The sequence below is a fragment of the Virgibacillus necropolis genome, from assembly GCF_044793635.1.
In the GTDB taxonomy this organism is placed as follows: domain Bacteria; phylum Bacillota; class Bacilli; order Bacillales; family Amphibacillaceae; genus Virgibacillus_F; species Virgibacillus_F necropolis_A.
The window spans coordinates 1,126,241-1,148,539 of the sequence record NZ_CP084992.1 but is presented as its reverse complement, the minus strand read 5'-3'; the positions used below and the strand labels follow the sequence as shown (position 1 = coordinate 1,148,539).

Sequence of the window (22,299 nt, the reverse complement as noted above, 5' to 3'; positions counted from 1 at the left end):
CAAATTGTGAATTGATGGACTGCGGTCACAATTATGACATAATACAATAAAATGCCTTCTCAAATAATTGAATACAACTAGCATTATCCATTAAACTAGTAGTAAACGCTTGTGCAATTGTATTTGGAGGGATCAGGTTATGAGCAAGATTTTAATGCTATATGCGAGTGTAACTGGCAACACAGAAGAAATAGCAGTAGCTATCGCAGAAATGCTACAAAAATATAATCATGAAATTACCATGAAAACATTTGATATGGATGCAATAGATGTAGAAGAATTTAATGAATATGATGCAGTTTTAGTCGGCACGTACTCCTGGGATGACGGCGCGATGCCTTATGAAGTCGAGGATTTTTATGATGAATTAGAAGATGTTGATCTTACCGGTAAAGTGGTTGGAGTCTTCGGTTCTGGGGATACGTTTTATTTAGACACTTTTGGTGGTGCAATAGATTTGTTGGGCCAACGTTTTGTAGAATTAGGTGCAGATGTCATGCCAGATTGGATAAAAATTGATCTGGAGCCTGATAAGGAAGATTTTGCACGCTGCCAGAAGTTTGCGGATGATTTGAATGTGAAGCTTGCTGAGAAGATTGAGGCAGAATAGGAATTTGGTAGTGGACGTAGCACGTTGCGGTTTGAGTGCCGCGGATATTATAGGCTGGGAGGGGGGACAAATAATGGCCATGTCAGTTCAAAAAGTCATTTTACATAAGTTAAAAATGCAACTAAAATTCCCATTTATGACCAGTTTTGGCACATTGCAAAATAAAGAGTTTTTTATCATAGAAGTGGTCGCTGCAGATGGCATTAGTGGCTTTGGTGAATCAGTCGCATTCCCGAGTCCATGGTATACGGAAGAAACAACCGCAACAAATGAACATGTCATGAAAGACTTCCTCCTCCCACTAATCCAAAATAATACGATTAATCATCCAAATGATATCACAGATATTTTCAAGCCAATAAAGCGAAATAATATGGCAAAGGCTGCGGTCGAAGGGGCAATTTGGGATTTGTATGCCAAGCAACATGACCAAACATTAGCCGAAGCACTTGGTGGAACGAAACGGAAGATTGATGTAGGTGTGAGTCTTGGAATCCAGCCAACTGTGGAGAAACTGCTTGAAGATATCGGTGATCACGTCGATAGAGGCTACAAACGAATTAAACTAAAGATCAAGCCCGGATGGGATTTAGAGGTTCTGCGAGAAGTACGAAACCATTTCCCAGACACCCCAATTATGGCGGATGCAAACTCTGCTTACACATTGGATGATGTAAACCATCTGAAAAAGTTTGATGAGCTGGATTTAATGATGATCGAACAGCCGCTTGCTCATGATGATATCATCGAACATGCAAAACTCCAGCAGGCAATCCAAACGCCAATCTGTTTAGATGAAAGCATCCAATCCTATGATGATGCACGTCACGCAATTGATCTTGGCAGTTGTAAGATCATCAATGTGAAAATTGGACGAGTTGGTGGTTTGACCGAGGCGAAGCGGATTCATGATCTTTGTTTCGAAAAAAATATGCCGATCTGGTGTGGCGGTATGCTTGAAGCGGGAGTTGGACGTGCACATAATATTGCACTAACGACTTTGACGAACTTTACCATGCCGGGAGATACTGCTGGTTCATCGAGGTATTGGGAAAAAGATATTATATCGCCCGAAGTTGTAGTGGAAGATGGAACAATAACTGTACCGGGCAAGCCAGGGATTGGGTATGAAATTGATCGTGAAGCCCTGGAAGAGTTCAGTGTTGGACGATGGGAATATCGGGTTTAGGTGTGGATGAAAATGAGCCGTTGTTGGGTTTCGGTGATGCTGGGCTCGAAATCGCCGGTGACCGCAGTAGTTTCGCCGGTGCAAGCTGGAAATCGCCGATGACCGCCGAAGTTTCGCCGGTGTCGAGCCGGAAATCGCCGGTTACCCCTATAGTTTCACCGGTACCAACCCCGAAATCGCCGATGAACCTAGGAAAATCACCGCTGACCACCGCCTTAGCATAAAATATTTGTTAAAATCCTTTCCATTTTGTGGTATTGTTAAGATTAATTTATCACAATTCACTATATACGAAAGGTTGTGGCTGAATGATCGTTAAGCAACGCGAACAATCGATATACATATCACAGTTGGAAGCGCTACACAGAAGGTTAGACCCCTCTCATAGGTTGAAGGGAATAATTCATGACACATTAATAAAAGAGTTAAGTGGCATTAAAGGAGAAAATGCATTAAATTATTACCTCAATTTCCTGCCAGAGGATGAATACCTTATTCTGCATAATCTCCGGATAAAAGATTCTAATAATCATTTTGAAATTGATACACTGCTTCTGTGTGAGAGATTTATCATTCTGATTGAGAGCAAGAACTGGTATGGCACATTATTTTTTGACGGTGAGAAACAGGTAATACGAGTTGGTGATAATGGCAAAGAAGAAGGTTTACCAAACCCAATCCCTCAAGTAAAAACCCAACGGCATCGACTGCAAAACTGGCTGAATCAGCACGGTTTCCCACAAATTCCTCTTCTATATTTCGTCGCAATTAGCTTCCCGAGTACTATCATCAAACAACTATACCCCGCTAAACCTATTCCTAAGGAAGTGATTCATAGCAATTCCCTCTACTTTGAGATTGAAAAACTGAACAACGAGTACGGCACTTCTATTATCGATATGGACATGCTTAAGGATCTTTCCTCTAAGTTAGTGGAGGCTAACGAGCCATCTGTTGTTAATATTCTGGAAAAGTTTAAAATAAGTAAAAATGAGCTTATTACTGGAGTGGTTTGCCCGGGGTGTGCAGGCCTACCGATGGGGCGCTTACACGGCAAGTGGTATTGTGTAACATGCAACCTTTTATCGAAGGATGCACATATTTCCTTGCTTCAAGATTATAGACTGCTGATCGGCGATGTGATAACGAATCGTGAGGCACGGGCATTTTTAATGGTAGACTCACCGTATGTTACGAAAAGAATTTTACTTGATAATTGTGTATCAATTGGAGACAATGGTATGCGCAAATATAAAATCAACTGTAAATCCCGGTGAAACCCCATATTTCGCCGGTGGGGTGCTAAAATTCGCCGATGTCGCGCCAAGATTCGCCGGTAAAAGTGCGAAAATCGCCGGTGAACCCACAAACTTCGCCGGTGTTCGCGGGTGGCATAACAAATCGGGCACAAAAAAAAGACCTTGACTACTCAAAAGGGGAGGTCAAGGTAAGGTATATCCAGTTAACTGGTGAATGATAATCGGGGAGGGACTCCATTCACCGAGTGGTTACTAAGTTACTAACTCTACTATAATGCCGTTCCTACTTAGAGTACATACCCCTAATGTCACAAAAAACTTGGGAAACCTTGTAGAAATATGTCAAAAGGTGGGGGTATTTGGTAACCGTTTTGTATTTATTAATTGGAATTTTAAGCAAATATAAAGGATGAATAAATGATGAACAAGGATACAAATTTCCTGAAGTTTTTAACAAAAAACAAGTGGGCTGTGTGGTTGATGATTTTAGTGATCACCATTATCTGGGGATATGCGTGGGTATTAATGAAGCTATCGCTCAATTATATGGGCGCCTTTACTTTTTCTGCGTTTCGATTTGCGGTTGGTTCGATTACATTACTGTTAATCGTATGGGTTTCAAAAAAGGGAGTACCACCTAAATCTATGTGGAAGCACCTAATCATTTTGGGAATACTGCAAACATCGATTGTTTTTCTGCTCGTTATGTATGGATTGCGTTTTGTTGATGCGGGAAAATCTTCTGTGCTTCTGTATTCGATGCCATTATGGAGTAGTATTTTTGCAGCGAAATATCTTGGTGAAAAAATTACACCTGCTAAAACTACTGGTCTACTAATAGGTATGCTTGGTCTATTAACCATAATGGGCTGGGATATTTGGATTGGTCAGAGCATAGAAGTAATCATTGGCGAAGTACTTATTATTCTAGCAGCAGTCTCATGGGGAATTGCGAATGTGTATTATCGATTGAAGCTGCAGGATATTCCTAAGTTGCAGTCTTCTGCCTATCAAATGATTTTTGGTACGATTGGTATTATTATAGCAACACTTTTTATGGAGTGGGGTGAACCAGTCGAACTGAACGTAGACAGCATTTATTATATTTTATTCACTGGCGTTTTCGCTTCTGCACTTTGTTTTACTATATGGTTTTTCATCCTAAGCATCATCGATATGGTGACCGCTACATTAGCCACTTTACTGGTACCGATATTTGGTCTGTTATTCAGTTGGTTGATTTTAGGAGAAAGATTCACAGTTGGAATCACCGCTGGATCTACTCTGATTATTATAGGGATCATTATTGCTCAAGTGAAAAATAGGTCAGTAGGCAAAATTAGAAAAACTCGGCATTCGCCTCGTCCTTAATAACGAATGCAGAAGATTTACTTATACTGCCGTTTCCTTACGTGTAAAAAAGTCCTCGATGCTGTAGCGCATATCGAGGACTTTTTTGGTATTAAAACTAAAAGAATAATAGTCCAATCGAAATGGGAATAAAACTGTAAATTAGGATCATAACGCAAAAGCCCATGATATCGCGTACCTTTAATCCAGCAATTGCTAATAATGGCAATGCCCAAAATGGCTGAATCATGTTTGTCCAAGCGTCACCCCATGCAACAGCCATCGCAGTTTTGGCTGTATCAGCACCAATTTCAATCGCAGCTGGAATCATAATGGGTCCCTGTACCGCCCATTGTCCACCGCCAGATGGTACGAAGAAGTTTACAATACCTGCGCTAATGAATGTGAATAAAGGCAAAGTGAAATCGGTAGAAATATTGACGAACCATAATGACATTTGTTCTGACAGTCCAGACGCGACCATCATGCCCATAATACCTGCGTAAAATGGAAACTGAATAATGATTCCGCCGACGTTTTTAACAGCATTGGTTACACTTTGTAAAAATCGACGTGGTGTTCGGTGAAAAATGATTCCTAAGAAAAGGAATATAAAGTTTACGATATTAATGTTTAAGTCAAATCCGTTTTCAACAAAGTGATAAACGATGAAAGCGAAGCCCATTATACCAATTAACATAGAGATGATCTGGCTGTTTTCTAACCGTTCTGCAGGTGTTAACTTTTCTGATGGGTCGACTGAAGGTTCAACGGATTCATCTGTTTCATCTGATTTCCAAGTTGATGAGTCGGTATTATTCAAAGGATCTCTCGATTTCATTAAAAACCTATTCAATAGTGGAAGTGTAATCAATAAAACTACCACAATGAATATATTAAAACTGCTAAAAAGTGTTTCAGTTACCGGGATAGTCCCCATTGTGTCTTCTAAAAAGTGACCAGGTGTCGCAATCAGTAGTGGAATGGAGCCTGATAGACCACCATGCCATAACAGAAATCCGCTGTAAGCACTGGCCATCAAAAGTCGATAGTCTACTGTCGGCACTCGTTTAGCTACATGAATAGCAAGTAGTGCACCAACAACCAAGCCAAATCCATAGTTTATTAGACATGCAATAGCGGACACAAACGTTACCAATAAAATTGCCTGACCTGGTGTGTTTGCCAGTTTACTAATTTTCATTAATATATTTCTAACAACTGGTGTACTTGCTAGAATGTATCCAGTCACAACGATAAGAGACATCTGCATGGCAAAAGCTAGCAGATCCCAAAAACCTCCACCCCAATACTCCACCATTTGTATCGGTGAACTTCCTGTAAAACCAATACCCAATATAAATACAATTAAAGTTAAAATAATTGCGAACAAAAATGCATCAGGTAAATACCGTTGGACCATCCTATCAAAAAAAGATGTGATTGACTTGAACATTTGATTTCTCCCCTTTTTTAAGTGGTATGTGTAGTACTAAGTGTAATAATATGTTACCAAAGAAATGATTATAATGACAAAAAATTTCAAATTAATAATTGTTTCTTGTAATATAATTATATAGAATAAAGAATAAATGCTTCAAAAATGGCTAATTAAGGGATGAATTTGGATGGAATATGTAATTGGAATCGATGGTGGGGGTACGAAAACGGAAGTGTTGATGGCTGATGATGACGGCATAATAGTAGCCAAATCATCTGGTGGCTCTACGAATCCAAATATACTAGCAACAGATGAACTTTTTCAAACACTGGAAGCACTGTTAACTGATTTAAGCCAACAGGCACCTGGTCAATTTAACAGCGTAACACATTTATTTGCTGGTATATCAGGCGCCGGCGAGGAAAATAATCAAGACAAGGTTAAACGCATTTTAACGGATCTTTTACCGAAAGACATTTCCATAGAAGTATTTCCAGATACAATAAATGCCCTTTATTCAGGAACTTTTGGAAAACCTGGAATCGTTCAAATAGCAGGTACGGGATCGATAACCTATGGAATAAATAACGATCTGCGCCATGAAAGAGTCGGTGGATGGGGTTATTTATTTGGTGATGAAGGTAGCGGGTATGATATAGGGAAACAAGGAATAATTGCAGCATTGAAGGCAGTCGATGGGCGAGGTAAGGAAACCGTTTTGTTGGAAATGCTTTATGATCATTTCGGTGTAACAAATGGTCAGGAATTAATTAAAGAAGTCTATTCCTCCTCAACACCTAAGAACAAGATTGCACCAGTTAGTAAGATTGTTTTCAAAGCGTATAAGCAACATGATTTGGTGGCAAATGCGATTATCACAAATGCTGTAAAAGAGATAACACATAGTATCCGCACATTGTATGCGAAACTTTTTTATAAAGAAGAAAATGCATTGTTAGTACTTTGTGGTGGTGTATTTAATGATCAGGATATTTTGCCACCACTAATCAAAAAAGATTTAGCAACTTCTAAGGAGTCGTTAAGCCTTGTAATTCCTGAAATTCCCCCGGTGGGTGGCTCATTAATCGGGGCATACTTATCCAAAAACAATGGCCTTGATAAAAATATACTGGACAACGTCGTAAAAATGAATTTGGAAGGTAGGTGATTTCACTTGTCACACGTAAAGGGTGGTCTCGTAATACTAAATGAGATGGTAAATAGTTTGCCTCCATCAGAAAAAAAGATTGCACACTATATCCTAAATAACCCAGAGGAATCGATATTATTAACGTCATTAGCCCTGGGAGAAAAAAGCCAGACCAGTAGTGCGGCCGTTATACGATTATGTAAGTCGCTCGGATTCAATGGTTTTCAGGAGCTTAAGATTCGTGTTGCAGGTGATTTGCAGGCTCAAGCTGTAAAGGGATATCGTGACATTGAACCAAATGAGGAGTATAAGGATATTATCGATAAGGTAACTTCTAATACAATCCAAACTTTAAAAGAAACAATGGATATCATGAACATTACTAACCTAAAAAAAGCAGTTGCAACACTATTGAATGCTAAATCAATTCTATTTATTGGATTCGGTGCTTCCCATATTGCCGCTAAAGATGCTGAACAAAAATTTCAGCGGATTGATAAACACGCCCTAGCACTTTCGGATGTGCATATGGCGGCTACGTCAATTGCTAATAAAGGACCTGAAGATGTAGTAGTTGGCATTTCTTTTTCGGGTAAAACATCTGAAGTTGTAAAATTATTAGAGCTTGCCAAGCATAAAAACACCAAAACAATAAGTATTACCAAATACGGAAATACGCCGTTAAGCAACTTTTCGGACATCCAATTATTTACTTCGGCTGCTAAGGAAGCTACGTTTAGAAGTGGGGCAACATCTTCACGAATTGCACAATTACACATTATTGATATTTTATTTATGTGTTTAGCTTCAGAAGAATACGATAAAACCGTTGAACATCTGGATGAAACAAGAGAAGCAATTTCGTTTATAAAAGAAGATTCCATAAAGGCAATTAGAAAAAATCGACAATAGCCTCGTCTTTAATAGCGGATTTCGTCCTAGTTAGTCCAGTTCAACCGTCTTCTATGTAGATGTGGGCAACGACTGAAATTTTATTACTATAATTGTGACATTTCGTTGACAAAATAATTCAGTCCGATTATAATTAGACCAACTTCACAAGGTTAAGACTATTTCAATTATTTTATGGAAGCGCTTAACCAACCAGGTAAGGAGATAAATATGCCAATGAAATTATCTGCTTTAACAACGGAACAAAGAAATGAAAATAGTATGACGCTAGATCAAATGTCGACGATAGATATTTTAAAAACTATTAATCTAGAAGATAAGAAAGTAGCAAACGCGGTAGAAGCTGTTTTGCCTAAAGTTGAAACATCGATTGAACATATACATAAAGCATTAGCAAAAGGTGGACGTCTATTTTATGTCGGTGCCGGTACAAGTGGAAGACTTGGTGTTATTGATGCCTCCGAATGCCCACCAACCTTTATGACGCCACCAGATATGGTGCAAACCGTCATGGCAGGTGGAACCAAAGCGTTTGTAAACGCAGCTGAAGGATCTGAGGATAATGAACATCAAGGAGCCGCAGATCTAAAAGAAAGAAACCTTACGAAAGATGATGTGGTAATCGGAATCACAGCAAGTGGACGAACGCCATATCCAATTGGCGCATTGAAATTCGCCCGTGAGATTGGCGCATATACTGTGGGATTGTCTTGTAATGAAAATTCATTGATTAGCCAATTCGCTGATTGTGAAATAGAAGTAGTTGTTGGACCGGAAGTATTAACAGGTTCTACTAGAATGAAAGCAGCTACCGCACATAAAATGATTCTTAATATGATTAGCACAACGACTATGGTGAAACTTGGAAAAGTCCATGAAAACCTAATGGTAGATGTCCATGCAAGCAATTATAAATTGTTGGAAAGAGCAAAACATACGTTAATTGAAATTACGGATGCTTCCTATGAAGAGTCCGAAAAAGTACTGAAGCTAACAAATAATGAAGTTAAACCAGCAATTGTTATGTTAGAAGGTGGCGTAACGTTTGACGCAGCAAAAGTGGCCATTCAAAAAAGTAATGGCTATGTAAGAAAGGCGATTGACTATGTGAAGAAGCATCACTCTTAATTTTGAAGTGACATTAATAGTTTCATTAACTATTAATGTGTTTCATATAATTTTAGTAAATAAAAGGGGGAGAATAGCTTGAAGAAATTTTTTAAGGGGCCTGGTTTATTAGTATTGATGGCCATTTTTATGCTTGCTTTTGCAGTTGGTTGTAATAATGAAGAAGGAAGCGAAAATGAGTCAGAAGGAAAATCCAGCAGTGATGGAGAAATTTCCGGTAAACTTGAAATCCAATATTTTGTTGGTGGATACGGTGACGCCTGGTGGAAAGAAGTAATTAAAGGGTTTACGGAAAAGTATCCTGATGTTGAGGTTGTTCAGCATGCGGGACCGAACATAAACGAAGAAATGAAAACACGTTGGATCTCGGGTAATCCACCAGATGTTGTTTACATTGATGGTGCAGGATCAAGTGAAACGCAAATGGTAGAAGATGGACAGTTAATGGATCTTACCGAATGGATTAAAACAGTAGAGCTTGAGGACGGAACACCGTTAATGGATAGTTTTATCGTACCTCCAAGTGATTTTGATGGGAAAATTTACAGTCTGCCACTCGTTTTTGATACATGGGGAACATGGTACGATAAGAAAATGTTTGAAGAAGGCGGCTATGAAGTTCCAACAGATTTTGACAGTTGGATGAAATCAATGGGTAAAATCAAGGAAGAAGAAGGAATTGCTCCATTTACGACAACTGGACAATATCCATATTACTTCTTAAGAGGTGTATTGTACCCAGCATTTGCATCTGTTGGTGGCGATGAGTTATTAGCTTCTGTCATTAATGGTGAAGAAGGTGCATGGACAAGTGAACCTGTCTTGGAAGTTATGAAAAAGGTTCAAGAAATGCAAGAAGCAGGATATATCGATCCTGGTTTTGCAGCACTTAGCCATACACAGTCACAAATGAATTTCATACTTGGTAAAAACGCTTATATTCCTGTAGGCTTCTGGTTGCCAAATGAAATGGCGAAGGATGTACCTGAAGACTTTGAGTTTGGTTTCATTCCTTCACCTATGAACGAAGCTGGGGAACCAATGGTTGTCGTTCCAGATTTACGTCCTTTAGCAATTGCTAAAGATGCGAATAATCCGGAAGCAGCAAAAGCATTTGTTGAATTTGCATTCCAAAAAGAATACGCATCAAAATTTGCTGAATTAACTGGCGCCTTGATGAATATGAAAGGTGTAGACATTGCTAGTAACGAAAATGTTCCAGTTTATTTGAAAGATGCAAACAAAATGATCAATAATCCAGATAAAGTAGAAATTCATCACAAGCCACACCCGATGAGTGCTGATTTGGAAACACCGATTAGTGATGCATTAGTTGCGCTTATGCTTGGAGAAATTACTGCAGAAGAATTCTGTGAGAAAGCAGAAGCAGCCGCCGCTGATTATCGGGGATAACTAGTAATATTTTGTTTCACTAGAAAACAGGGATGTAAAGGCAGGTTCCTGCCTTTACATCCTTTTCTTATCAAAAGAGAAAAGAGGGACCCGAATGGTTCAGTCTAAAAGTAAAAAAGTTATGTTTCTCTTGTTCTGTTTGCTCCCTACCTTAGTAGTATTTGGGATTTTTACTATTTACCCTTTACTTAACGGTCTTTACTTATCTTTCTTTGAATGGTCAGGGGCTGGAGGAGAGAAGGAATTTATTGGTTTTGAGAATTACATGACATTATTTAGTGATCCGATCATTCCTAAAACAATATGGCATGATTATTTTTTGGTTATTGCAAAGGTGTTCGGGATCATGATTTTGGCTACATATTTTGCAGTTGCACTCACACAGCTTAGGCTTAAAGAATCTCCATTTTATCGCATTATTTTCTTTTTCCCTAATATCATGTCAGTCGTAGTTATTGGTATCTTATGGACGTTTATTTTTAATCCGGATTTGGGTTTAATAAATTCTGGACTAGAGGCGATTGGTTTAGAAAGTTGGACGAGGCCTTGGCTAGGGGATCTAGACTGGGCACTACCCGCACTTGTATTGCCATCCGTTTGGGCAGGTATTGGATTATTTATGCTCTTATTAATGGGTGGAATCGCAAATGTTCCAAAGAGTATGTACGAAGCTGCTGATATAGATGGTGCAAGTAACTGGCAGCAATTTTGGCGCATTACAGTGCCGCTCGTTTGGCCACAAATTAAGACATCAATTTTATATATTGTCATTACAACATTAAATGGATCTTTTATTATCGTGCAAGTCATGACGAGAGGTGGCCCAAACAATTCGACACAAGTAATGGGGTCATACTTATACCAAGAGGCATTTACAGAATTTAATTTCGGTTATGGAGCTACGATCGGTGTAATGATTCTAATCTTGTCCTTGGCTACAGTATTAGTACTACAATTCCTGTTAAAAAGAGATAAGGTTGAATATTAGGGGGGAAATCATGGCTCAGAAAATTAGTCGATTATTAATGAAAACCGTTATTCGTGTTCCGTTAATTTTATGGTCTTTAGTTGTTCTGTATCCGATTTTGTGGATGTTCCTGGGAGCGTTTAAGTCGAATGGAGAAATTTTTGCATCACCATGGGGTTTGCCAGAATCGTTCAGTTTTGACAATTTCGTCACGGCTTGGACGGATTATAATATTGGCTCCAGTTTTTTAAACAGTTTAATCGTTACCGTGCTTGGTACAACGTTATGTCTAGTGTTTGCCATACCTACTTCATATGCGATTGAACGAATTCGATTTAAGTTTAGTAAAGTTTTATTTAACACGTATTTGTCTGCAATGATGATTCCAATGGTATTAGGCTGGATTCCGTTGTTTTTCCTGCTCTTAAAGTTTAATATGCTGGATAATTTATGGGCATTGTCACTTGTATATGCGGTAACACAAATTCCGTTCAGCATATTTATTATGACAAGCTTTATGAGCAGTATCCCTAGAGAATTGGAAGAAGCGGCTGCGATTGACGGGATGTCTCAATATGGTATTCTACTAAAAGTTGTCACGCCGCTATTAACAACTGGGATTATTACGGTATCAATCATGAATGCAGTTACTTTTTGGAATGAGTATTTTATGGCGTTGATTTTCCTGCAAACAGATGGGAATTATACGCTTGGTTTAGCAATGGATTTAATGAACAGAGAAGCCCAATACACGAACGCCTGGGGTGCTTTGTTCGCTGGTCTATCTATTGCAATTATTCCTGTAATGATCATCTATGCGATTTTCCAACGCTGGATTGTCAAAGGAATGATGGAAGGTGCGTTGAAGGGGTAAGGAATGTATTAAGGAAGGGACAGTCGAGATTTGTGGCTGTCTCTTTCTTTTTTTTTAGGAATTAAATCAAATACGTTAAGGCATTTCTTTTTGTAAAGCTATTAATGGAACCAAGTTACTAAGGCAGCCGCAGCCCGTATACACTTCGCTTTCCGCGGGCGGCTGGTGAGCCTTCTTGTGCTAACGCACTGCGTAGTCTCACCGATGCCTGTCCTCCCGCAGGAGTCTACGTGTATACGGGCTGCTGGTATAGTTGCCAACAACAGCATTCATTAGTTGAAAGAAATGACAAATAATTGTTACGTAATTAGCTTTTCCAGTCCAGGTGAGTGAAGGGCGGTGACTCCTGCGGGAACAACACGTGTCCGAAGACCCCGCAGAGTGGTTTTCTCGAGGAGGCTAAGGCCGTGCCCGCGGAAAGCATCCGCCCGGAGCGATCCTGGAAGGCAGCAATAGCACATGTCTTTGAAATAAACCTTATATCAACTATGAAGATGAAATAGCAATAATGCGTACGAAAGGTGCTTTGTTTAATAACAACAATCTTTTAGAAATAGCCTTTTCTAAAGAAAAAAACCTTGACCACTCTTAACGAGAAGCCAAGGTAAGATCTATCCAATTAGCTGGTGAAAGGGACCGGGCAGAATCCTCATTCACCGGGAAATTACCATGTGTTATTTAATTCCTTTAATACAATAAATACTCTTCCCTAAGCTCTTTAAATTCATTTAAACCATCCTGCCATTGTGCTTTCATAGATTCTACTGATTCTCCGTTTTCAATTGCCTCGCGAATCCAACCATTCCCGATAAGGTTATCAAAGAATGAAACACCTGCACTATTTTCTGCACGGAACGCGAAATCTTCTGGATACAGGTCATGGATTGTCTTGACAATATGCAATCCAGTTACAACTGGTTGATATGCATTACGGTCATTCACGTGAATTTGAATGCCGTGACTTAATGTTCCACTATGCTTAGAATAAATCGGAGTAAAGGATGCTGCTCGGAATGTTACGCCAGGCAACTCCAATTCAGTTAATGTCGCTGCAAGCTCGGTACTATTGATAAACGGGGCACCAATTAATTCAAATGGTCTTGTCGTACCGCGACCTTCTGAAACGTTTGTCCCTTCAATCAATGCAGCTCCTGGATAAACCAACGCAGTATTCAAGGTTGGCATATTTGGTGACGGCATAACAAACTCAATTGGTAAATCCTCATAATCCATCCACCGTTCCCAGCTATCCATCTCGACAACTGTTAAGTCTGCTCCAATTCCAAACTCGTTATTAAACAATTTTGCTAGTTCTCCGACAGTCATTCCGTGTCGTAATGGAATCGGGTATTTTCCAACAAAGGAAGCATATTCAGGTTCTAAAACAGGACCTTCAACTTTATCTCCGCCTAGTGGATTCGGTCGATCTAAGACGATAAATTGAATATCATTTTCTTCCGCTGCTTCCATTGCTAAAGCCATCGTGTAAATATACGTGTAAAACCGTGTGCCGACATCCTGTATATCAAATAACAGTACGTCAACGTTTTCAAGCATTTCTGGTGTTGGTTTTCGTGTTTCGCCGTACAAACTGTATACTGGTAAGCCTGTGTTTTCATCAATATAGTATTCCACGTACTCACCAGCCTGCGCACTACCACGTACGCCATGTTCGGGGCCGTATAATGCTGTCAAATTGACATCCGGATCGTTGTGCAAAATGTCAACGATACTGTTCATATCCCGATCTACTCCGGTTGGATTGGTAATTAATCCAACCCGTTTACCTTCTAGTAAATCTTTCTGTTCATCTAGCAAAACTTCAACGCCAAGCTTGAACTTTTTAAATTGACCTTTGTGTTTTCCGTTATTGTCAGCAGAAACACCTGACATGGTAGACAGGGCCAGAATAGCAATAATCGCTACCATTACTAATCTTTTCACAATGCATTCTCCTCTCATTTAATAAGTGAGACCGTATCCGAATTCGTATAACACATCACCATCTACTGTTGGAATGGTGACAGGTAATAATCCTGATGGTGCATTTGCGCCAAATATCGTTGCAGCAGTAGCATCAAAACTAGCTTTTCTAAATCCATATTGTGCGATATAGGAATCGATTGTTGGGTATGCCATGATGTCGTATGGATTTCGAATACCTACTCCAATTACAGGTGCTTCTGCATTTTCGATGACTTGATTAACCATTTGCATTTGCGAGCTATCAACGGACCTACCACTGACATTGTAGGTATACGTCCCGACAATAACTGTGTCTGCTTGTTGTACGATGGCTAGTTGTTCCTCTGATAGCGGGCCACTCGCTCTAATGAGTTCCGTGTTTTCATGAAATTTAGTAATTGCCGCGTGTAATGATGTCTCATAGGAAGTACCAACGACGACAACTTTTTGATCATCCGTTAAATCTAATGGCAACACATCGTCATTTTTTACAAGCGTGATAGATTGTTCTGCCGCTTCTTTTTCAATTTGTTTATGTTCTTCAGATCCAACAACATCTTTTGCATTCGCCACTACTTCACTGATTGGGGTAGGGTTTTCCTCTTTGATGATACCGCGTTTTATTTTAAGGGTTAAAATTCGCTCGACAGATGCCTCGATACGTTCTTCAGAAATTTCTCCGGTTTCAATTGCTTCGTACAAACCGTTTGCAACTTCTTCTAAACCAACCGGCATCAATACAACGTCTGTTCCGGCTTTTACTGCTCTAATTGCGGCATCAACAGAACCAAAGTGATCTTGGATTGCACCCATATTCAATGCATCCGTAATGATGACACCTTCAAATCCCATATCTTCACGCATAAGTCCTGTTAGTACTTTATGCGAAAGGGTTGCTGGTAAAGAGATTAATGTTCCATCTTTTTTTGAGATTACTTTTGTATCATCGATTTTTGGAAAAGTTACATGTGCTGTCATGATTGCATCTATTCCAGCTTCCATTGCTTTTTGAAATGGATAAAGCTCTACTTCTCTTAATCGTTCCAGATCGTACGGAACTTCAGGAAGTCCAAGGTGTGAGTCAACTGCTGTATCGCCATGTCCCGGGAAGTGCTTTGCAGTTGCAGCAACTCCAGTACTTTGCAAGCCGTTTGTGTAAGCAATTCCTAGTTCAGCAACCAGTTCAGGTGATTCACCGAATGAGCGAACGCCAATTACTGGATTGTCAGGGTTATTATTGACATCAAGTACAGGTGCAAGGTTCATGTTAATCCCGAGTGCTTTCAATTCTTCACCAATCGCACGTCCAACATTGTTCGCAAGATCTGTTGATCGTGTTGCACCCAGAGCCATATTTCCTGGCATGTCTGTCCCGGATTGGAGGCGGGTAACAATTCCACCTTCCTGGTCAATGGTCATAAGCAGACCGTATTTTTCAGAAGCCTCTTGGTAGTCTGCAACTAGTTTAGCGGTTTGCTCCGTTGTTACAACATTTTCACGGAAAAGAATTACTCCACCAAGATGGTATTCTTTAACAAGTTGTTCAATTTCAGGCAGCATTTCTGTTACGTTTTCACCGTCCCATTTGCGGAAATCAGGCATTAACATCTGACCGACTTTCTCTTTCATTGTCATGCCATCAATCGCATTTGGAATGATCTCATACTGCTCACCTTTTTGTTTCACGATTTTACCGCTTGAAGTTGGTTTACCTTTTTTCTTTGACTTGTCTACTTTAAAATCAACGGCAATTCGATCCTCAAATTCACCATTTGATACGTAAATAAAAGATCGTCCATTTTGGCCTGTAAATGTAACGTCACCATCTTCATTTACAGTAGCGACGTTTTTATTTGTTGAACGCCAGGTTAGATCTTCGGATGTTTTGGTAAAATGTCCATCCTCGTAAATGTTGAGTGCTTCTAAGGTGACCTTTTTATCTTTTACCTCAGTCAGGGCATCAGGAACATTTTGATACAAAATTAAATCCTTTACCTGATCATTTTCCGCTGCGATGATGTGATTTGTTGCAGTTGCAAGCTGGCTGCCGATCATTGTAACGATGACGATTAAAAGTAAGACTGTCCGTTTCAGTAATTTCATCGTATCCCTCCAATTAGTAATTGCGTTGTTCCCATTGATCTGTTGAATTAAATTGAAGCGGTGTTTGTTTTCCGTTATTGTTCTCTACTTTTGCATTTGTTATATACCACCCACGGCTATTGGTAGATGGATCTGTCTGGTACTGGAATCGTACAAACTTAGTACCTTCAGGAAGCTGAACTTCTTTTGACTGCCAATCAACACTACTACCTGTTAATGATGGTGTAGCAAGTGTCCAATTTGTACCATCCTCGGAGACTTCCACCAAACCATGGTCATAGCTCTGTTCAATGCGGTACCATGTATCAAAGGTTAGGGTGGCACTTGATTCAATATTTACTCGTGCTGTCAGAGAACTGTTTAACTCGTCCCCGTAACCTGAAAACCATGCATCCTGACCTTTAGGAATGGAAACAGGTATAGCATCAGCAACCTGGCGTGCAAATTGTCTTCTGGCAGGGTTAGTCGAAACACCTTCACGGCTCGGGTGAACAGTATTGGTCAGCAAAATTGCAATTGTGTCGTTATTTAAGTTGATAGCAATAGAAGTCCCTGTGTAGCCGGTGTGACCAATTGTGGAAGCTTCCGTTAATGCATCCATATACCAGCCTTGCGCAAGTTCCCAGCCCAATCCATGTTCATTACCCGGAAATTGTGGAATTTGATTTTCAACCAACAATTGAATGGTTTCCGGTTGGAGAATCTGCTTGCCACCATAACGGCCATCATTGACAAACATGTGACCTAGTTTAGCTAAATCATTTGCAGTGGAAAAAACACCCGCATGTCCAGCGACACCGCCTAATGACCAAGCATTTTCATCATGGACGTCACCCCAAACGAGGCCTCTATTGGTCCATGGCTGATATTCCGTTGCAGCTATTCGATTTTTTAACGATTCTGGTGGGTTATACATGGTGTCTGTCATCTGAAGTGGTTCTAGTAGGGTGTCACTTACAAATTCATCAAGTCGTTTACCTGATAAACGTTCGATTAAAGCACCCAATGTGATCATATTTAAATCACTGTAGGTATAGGTAGTTCCTGGAGGATTATCTAATGGATACTGAAAAACATAGTCCAACCGATCTTCTCGGCTTTCTCCAATGGTATAAAGTGGGACCCATGCTTTAAATCCGGATGTGTGTGTCATTAGCTGTTTAATCGTTACATCTTCCTTGCCGTTTTGAGCAAATTCAGGAATGTACTCGGCAACTGGATCATCTAATTCAAAATAGCCTTGTTCATACAGTTTCATTGCAGCTGTTGTGGTGAAAATTTTACTTAAGGATGCGAGGTCAAAAATGGTATCCTTTTGCATTTTGATTGGTTCATCAACAAGATCTCCCTCATCATTTTCATACAATAAGGCATGACCATAAGCTTCGTGCTGTACAATATGGCCCCGTCTTGCAACGAATGTTACCGCGCCAGGCATTACACCTTCATCGATCATCGAATTCATAATTGGATCGATTTCATTTAATGGTGCCTGCATCATACCAGCACCCCGCGCTGACCCAGGATGTAAAACTGGTGAAGTCGGTCCCGGTGTCCCCCAAGAAAATCTTGGATGGGGTCGTTCTTGCGCTTTCTTTTTGTTATGTTTTTCAATCGTAGGTGAGGAAGTTGCACTTGCTGGTGTTGCGGTAGTTACTAGCAATGAAGATGTTAAAACAACAGACAAAGTAGCATAAAACAACTTTCGGTAATTAAGCATCTTATTCCTCCAATCTATTAATATATGAAAAGGCTTACATTAACTATAATGTTGCCTGTTATAGATGTCTATACCACTTAAGTCGCAAAAAAGCTGGGACGTATTGTAGAAGCGTGTCAATGGAAGGGGGTAATTTGTAGGGTTTTGTAAATGTTTCGTCGTTGTGATTGTTATATTATAACAATCGAAATTAGTTGCTGGTTTGGTGGCGCAAAAGGCAAATGATTTTGTGAAAACTTTCCGTATCTATCACAAAATCCCCTAATTGGCAATAACTGGAACTGGCGGACATACGGTTCGCTATTTCTATTAAAACAGTGATTTTGAGGAGGTACGGGGTTCATACGATCCCCTATTTAACATATATCAAAGTAAAATAGGGGGATTCCCTCCAAATAAGGAAACTGGTGTCCGTTTAACACTTTAATATTGGTTGTTATCTATAAATAAGGTATCTGATGTCCGCGAAAGTAATTTTAGGTATTCCTTTATTCAAGGTCTTTCTTTTATGTATGCCAAAATGTAGACTTACTCGAAAATGGCTATTGTAACAACAAAAAACGACCAATAAATTAGCATACAAATTGGTGGTCCTTTAACATTACATTTTTAATGTATGCGATAGGTAAAGGAACCCGGAATGATTTTGTGAAACCTTTTTACTTGGAATTCGTATACGTAATAAACTGAGTGGGAGTGGGGAGGTTCACCCTTCTGTTCATGGTGATATTAATCATATATTTCTAAGGAGATGAAGTGATGAGAAACTTGGGAAAAGAGTATCCAGATCTTCAAAAAGAAGATGCCAGAAGAAGAAGTAGGAAAGGGCAAAAACTTTTCGATATGTTTGAGTTTATCTTTGAGTTAGCAGGTTTGATTGTACGAATTTTCATCAAATAAGATCTGCTTATTCATTAGAATCGCTGAATATCCTGTCAGATTCTAGCCACCTTTGGTAGACTTCATCTTTTAAATCACGCTCATTAAACATATCTAATTCTTTTTTTGCTCGAAATATTAAGTACTCTCTACCAAATCCACCATTAAATGTTGACCATATTTTTTGGTTCTTCTTATGAAACTCGTGAATTAATTCGGTTAACTCATAGTATGGTAGATCCTTTGTTTCCCATTGTTTAAAAGAATGAAATAGTGGCTCAAGCTCTAGTTCTGTTAGATATTTATGATACAAGTCGAGTATTTCCCTATCGCGCTTACGTTCTGCCTTTGGTTTTTTCATTTTCGATACACTCCTTTACATAATCAAAAGGGTAGGTCGTCCTCGTCTATAGTGGGAACATTACCCTTTTTAGAATTAGGGTTATCCTCATCTTGTTCCCATTCTTCCCACTTTATACCAAAAGGTGCTCCGCCAGATGTATAACCAGCAATGAATGCGTATGTTTCATCACTCTCATCTTCCAAAAACTCAATATTATTTTGTCTTTTAGCAGCTTTACGTTTTTCATTCTGTTTCTGCTTTTGAATTAACGCGTTCTGTAATTTAAGACTATATTCTTCACTGTTAGAATAACCTAGTATTTCAAGTTCATTAACTGCACACAATTTATCTACACCAAAATGATTGCTATAACTGTGTACCAGATTCTTTTCAATCCAGTGGGGTGCCGCCTGAAGTCGTTCTTTGCGATTAAGCCGTTTGTGCCTGGGCGGCATAGCATTATTTTTCTTACTCTTTCCCATGAGAAACCCCTCCCAGGTTTCATTTTAAACGTTTTTATTTGTGTGTTCAAATGTACTATTTTGGTCATAAACCGGACATCTTGTATAATAACAATAATAATTTCTAGCAAAAGTGGGGGATTCCTATGGATAGCCTTGAACGAAAACTTCAAAGGGTGCTAAAAGAATGTGAGACTTTGAAAGAGGAAAACCATAAATTAAAAGAGATTCTGAGACTTAACAACATCACTATCTCCATGAAACAACCACAGATGGGATCTGTAAAATCAAAAGAACAAATCCTAAAAGAGAGAATAAAGATCTTTAGAAGTTTGTTCAAAGGGAGAACGGATGTATTTGCTATTCGTTGGGAGTATCGAGATGGGAAATCAGGGTATTCACCAGCTCGCGCACGTAAAGGGCCAAACAAGGAGTCATATCAGGATAGGAAACTATTTCCCCTAACAGATCAAGTTATTTATGATCATCTAATTGGAAAGAAAACGATTGGTATTTATCCGATGCTACAAGATGAAACATGTTGGTTTTTAGCAGTCGATTTCGATAAAGAGAATTGGCAAGATGATGCAACAGCATTCATGGAAACATGTAAAGAGTTTTCTGTTGCAGCTAGTATTGAAATATCCCGATCTGGCAATGGATGTCATGTTTGGATCTTCTTTCAGGATGCAATTCTAGCAAAAACAGCACGTAAATTAGGTAACTTTCTACTGACTCGAACGTTAGAAAAACGTTATCAGACAGGTATTGATTCATACGACCGGTTGTTTCCAAATCAGGACACGCTACCAAAAGGTGGCTTTGGTAATTTAATTGCACTTCCTTTGCAACATGAACCACGAGAAAAAGGGAATAGTGTATTTGTCGATGAATATTTTAATGCTTTTCCTGACCAATGGAACTATTTGGATAATATTAAAAAGATAACTTATAAAGAAGTCGATAACCTAATCAGGAAGTACTACCAGAATCAATCCATTTCTATTGTAAAAAATAAACCAGAAACGTATGAAGAAAAAATGCCGGATAAAATAAATGTACTAAATAAAAATGGCATTTATATACCAAAAAGTGGGCTTCCGTCTAAACTTATGAATCAACTGCAACAACTAGCAACTTTTAATAATCCGGAATTTTATAAAGCACAAGCAAAGCGTTTGTCAACATACAAACTCCCTAGAAAAATTGACTGTACCGAAGAAGACCAAGATTATTTGATTTTACCACGTGGGTGTGTGAAAGATATTAAGAGCCTTTTTGCAGAGAACAAAATTGAATTAACCATTATAGAAAAAGCCAGTTCAGGAAAAGAAATAAATTTTGAGTTTCATGGAAAGTTGAGACCTCAGCAAGAAGAGGCGGTTCAGAGTTTGATGAAATATCCATGTGGGATTTTATCAGCAACAACAGGCTTTGGAAAAACTGTTGTTGCTGCATCTCTTATATCAAAACGAAACGTAAACACACTTGTAATTGTTCATCGTAAACAATTGATTGACCAGTGGAAAGACCGTTTATCAGCCTTCTTTAATATTGATATAAGTGAAATTGGACAAGTAGGTGGCGGGAAAAATACTGCAAAAGGTAAGGTTGATATCGCGACCATTCAGAGTTTGAATCATAATGGGGTAGTAAAGGATCTTATTACCCAATATGGACAAATAATTGTAGATGAATGTCATCACATATCCGCTTTTAGTTTTGAAATGGTGTTAAAAAAAGCAGAAGCTAGGTTTGTCTATGGTTTGACCGCCACACCAACTCGTAAGGACGGATTACATCAGATCATGACCATGCAATGTGGCCCAATTCGTTTTAAAGTTAGTGCAAAAAATCAAGCAAAAGTTCGCCCATTTGAACACATTTTAGTGCCTAGATATACAGCTTATAAAACGAAGGTGGAAGAAGGGCAATTAGATATACAAAATATGTACTCCGAACTTATTAAGAGTGACAAGCGAAATGACATGATTTTTAACGATGTACTAAAAGAACTTGATAAGGGCGCGTGCCCCATTATATTAACGGAAAGAGTAGATCACGTAAAAGAGTTCGAATCGCGATTAACAGGATTCGCGAAGAATATCATTGTACTAACAGGTGGAATGAGTAAAAAAGAGGAACAAACTAAATTAAAAAAATTAGAAGAAATACCGGATAAACAAGAACGATTAGTTATTGCGACAGGTAAGTATATTGGAGAAGGATTTGATAACGCCAGGTTGGATACTATGTTCCTTGCTATGCCAATATCATGGAAAGGTACTTTACAACAATATGTTGGTAGACTTCATCGATTACACGATGATAAAGAAGTAGTTAAAGTTTATGACTATGTTGATCATCAGGAGCCTGTGTTAAAGAAGATGTTTGAGAAGAGACTGAAAGGATACAATTCTTTGGGTTATAAATTGAAAGAAGCGGGTTCTAAAACGGATAGTGCGGGGCAACAGATGAAGTTATTTTGAAATTAAACAGGACTTTAATAATATCAAAGTATTTGTACCTAATGAA

At 39.0% G+C, this 22,299-nt stretch carries 19 protein-coding genes; 13 read left to right on the top strand and 6 right to left on the bottom strand.

Annotation, left to right across the window (positions count from 1 at the left end; genetic code table 11):
• Window positions 1-139 precede the first annotated feature (139 nt).
• From LG329_RS05725 to LG329_RS05705, 5 genes are all read left to right on the top strand, one after another.
• A complete protein-coding gene (locus LG329_RS05725; protein ID WP_404454488.1) occupies window positions 140-610 on the top strand; it encodes a flavodoxin in 471 nt (156 codons plus the stop codon).
• 79 nt (window positions 611-689) lie between these two features.
• Window positions 690-1,799 (top strand): o-succinylbenzoate synthase, encoded by a 1,110-nt coding sequence (gene menC / locus LG329_RS05720; protein WP_404456430.1) that lies wholly within the window; start codon window positions 690-692, stop codon window positions 1,797-1,799.
• A gap of 2 nt (window positions 1,800-1,801) precedes the next feature.
• The gene (locus tag LG329_RS05715; RefSeq protein WP_404454485.1) at window positions 1,802-2,023 is read left to right on the top strand and encodes a hypothetical protein; all 222 of its coding nucleotides are present in this window, start codon (window positions 1,802-1,804) and stop codon (window positions 2,021-2,023) included.
• 84 nt (window positions 2,024-2,107) lie between these two features.
• The gene (locus tag LG329_RS05710; protein ID WP_404454482.1) at window positions 2,108-3,076 is read left to right on the top strand and encodes a nuclease-related domain-containing protein; all 969 of its coding nucleotides are present in this window, start codon (window positions 2,108-2,110) and stop codon (window positions 3,074-3,076) included.
• Window positions 3,077-3,478: 402 nt separating this feature from the next.
• Entirely contained in the window at window positions 3,479-4,429 is a 951-nt protein-coding gene (locus LG329_RS05705) for a DMT family transporter (protein ID WP_404454479.1), read from the top strand.
• A gap of 97 nt (window positions 4,430-4,526) precedes the next feature.
• On the opposite strand, the gene LG329_RS05700 is transcribed toward LG329_RS05705, so the two are convergent.
• Entirely contained in the window at window positions 4,527-5,864 is a 1,338-nt protein-coding gene (locus LG329_RS05700) for a short-chain fatty acid transporter (RefSeq protein WP_404454476.1), read from the bottom strand.
• A 172-nt stretch (window positions 5,865-6,036) separates the two neighbouring features.
• Between LG329_RS05700 and LG329_RS05695 the strand changes: the two genes are divergently transcribed.
• The 6 genes from LG329_RS05695 to LG329_RS05670 all read left to right on the top strand — a co-directional run bounded on the left by LG329_RS05695 (window position 6,037) and on the right by LG329_RS05670 (window position 12,293).
• Window positions 6,037-7,017, top strand: coding sequence for an N-acetylglucosamine kinase (locus LG329_RS05695; protein ID WP_404454473.1), 981 nt, complete (start codon window positions 6,037-6,039; stop codon window positions 7,015-7,017).
• Between the two features lie 6 nt (window positions 7,018-7,023).
• The gene (locus tag LG329_RS05690; RefSeq protein ID WP_404454470.1) at window positions 7,024-7,911 is read left to right on the top strand and encodes a MurR/RpiR family transcriptional regulator; all 888 of its coding nucleotides are present in this window, start codon (window positions 7,024-7,026) and stop codon (window positions 7,909-7,911) included.
• 216 nt (window positions 7,912-8,127) lie between these two features.
• A complete protein-coding gene (gene murQ, locus LG329_RS05685; protein ID WP_404456427.1) occupies window positions 8,128-9,039 on the top strand; it encodes an N-acetylmuramic acid 6-phosphate etherase in 912 nt (303 codons plus the stop codon).
• A 78-nt stretch (window positions 9,040-9,117) separates the two neighbouring features.
• Entirely contained in the window at window positions 9,118-10,452 is a 1,335-nt protein-coding gene (locus LG329_RS05680) for an ABC transporter substrate-binding protein (protein WP_404454467.1), read from the top strand.
• A 94-nt stretch (window positions 10,453-10,546) separates the two neighbouring features.
• Window positions 10,547-11,440, top strand: coding sequence for a carbohydrate ABC transporter permease (locus tag LG329_RS05675; protein WP_404454465.1), 894 nt, complete (start codon window positions 10,547-10,549; stop codon window positions 11,438-11,440).
• 10 nt (window positions 11,441-11,450) lie between these two features.
• Window positions 11,451-12,293, top strand: coding sequence for a carbohydrate ABC transporter permease (locus LG329_RS05670; protein WP_404454462.1), 843 nt, complete (start codon window positions 11,451-11,453; stop codon window positions 12,291-12,293).
• 687 nt (window positions 12,294-12,980) lie between these two features.
• On the opposite strand, the gene LG329_RS05665 is transcribed toward LG329_RS05670, so the two are convergent.
• Genes LG329_RS05665 through LG329_RS05655 form a run of 3 tightly spaced genes read right to left on the bottom strand, consistent with a single transcriptional unit; the run spans window position 12,981 to window position 18,081 of the window.
• Window positions 12,981-14,237, bottom strand: a complete 1,257-nt coding sequence (locus LG329_RS05665) for an exo-beta-N-acetylmuramidase NamZ domain-containing protein (protein ID WP_404454459.1) — start codon at window positions 14,235-14,237, stop codon at window positions 12,981-12,983.
• An 18-nt stretch (window positions 14,238-14,255) separates the two neighbouring features.
• Window positions 14,256-16,361 carry a glycoside hydrolase family 3 protein gene (locus LG329_RS05660; RefSeq protein ID WP_404454456.1) on the bottom strand — a complete coding sequence of 702 codons (2,106 nt, stop codon included), beginning with the start codon at window positions 16,359-16,361 and terminating at the stop codon, window positions 14,256-14,258.
• A 13-nt stretch (window positions 16,362-16,374) separates the two neighbouring features.
• Window positions 16,375-18,081: a serine hydrolase gene (locus LG329_RS05655; protein WP_404454454.1), complete on the bottom strand. Its 1,707-nt coding sequence runs from the start codon at window positions 18,079-18,081 to the stop codon at window positions 16,375-16,377.
• 759 nt (window positions 18,082-18,840) lie between these two features.
• Here LG329_RS05655 and LG329_RS05650 point away from each other — a divergent pair.
• On the top strand, window positions 18,841-18,981 hold the full coding sequence (locus tag LG329_RS05650; RefSeq protein WP_404454452.1) for a hypothetical protein: 141 nt from the start codon (window positions 18,841-18,843) through the stop codon (window positions 18,979-18,981).
• A 7-nt stretch (window positions 18,982-18,988) separates the two neighbouring features.
• Here the strand turns inward: LG329_RS05650 and LG329_RS05645 are convergent, their stop codons facing one another.
• A complete protein-coding gene (locus LG329_RS05645; protein WP_404454449.1) occupies window positions 18,989-19,321 on the bottom strand; it encodes a hypothetical protein in 333 nt (110 codons plus the stop codon).
• Window positions 19,322-19,344: 23 nt separating this feature from the next.
• On the bottom strand, window positions 19,345-19,785 hold the full coding sequence (locus LG329_RS05640) for a hypothetical protein (protein ID WP_404454446.1): 441 nt from the start codon (window positions 19,783-19,785) through the stop codon (window positions 19,345-19,347).
• Window positions 19,786-19,910: 125 nt separating this feature from the next.
• Here LG329_RS05640 and LG329_RS05635 point away from each other — a divergent pair, with 125 nt between their 5' ends.
• On the top strand, window positions 19,911-22,253 hold the full coding sequence (locus tag LG329_RS05635; protein WP_404454443.1) for a TOTE conflict system archaeo-eukaryotic primase domain-containing protein: 2,343 nt from the start codon (window positions 19,911-19,913) through the stop codon (window positions 22,251-22,253).
• Window positions 22,254-22,299 lie beyond the last annotated feature (46 nt).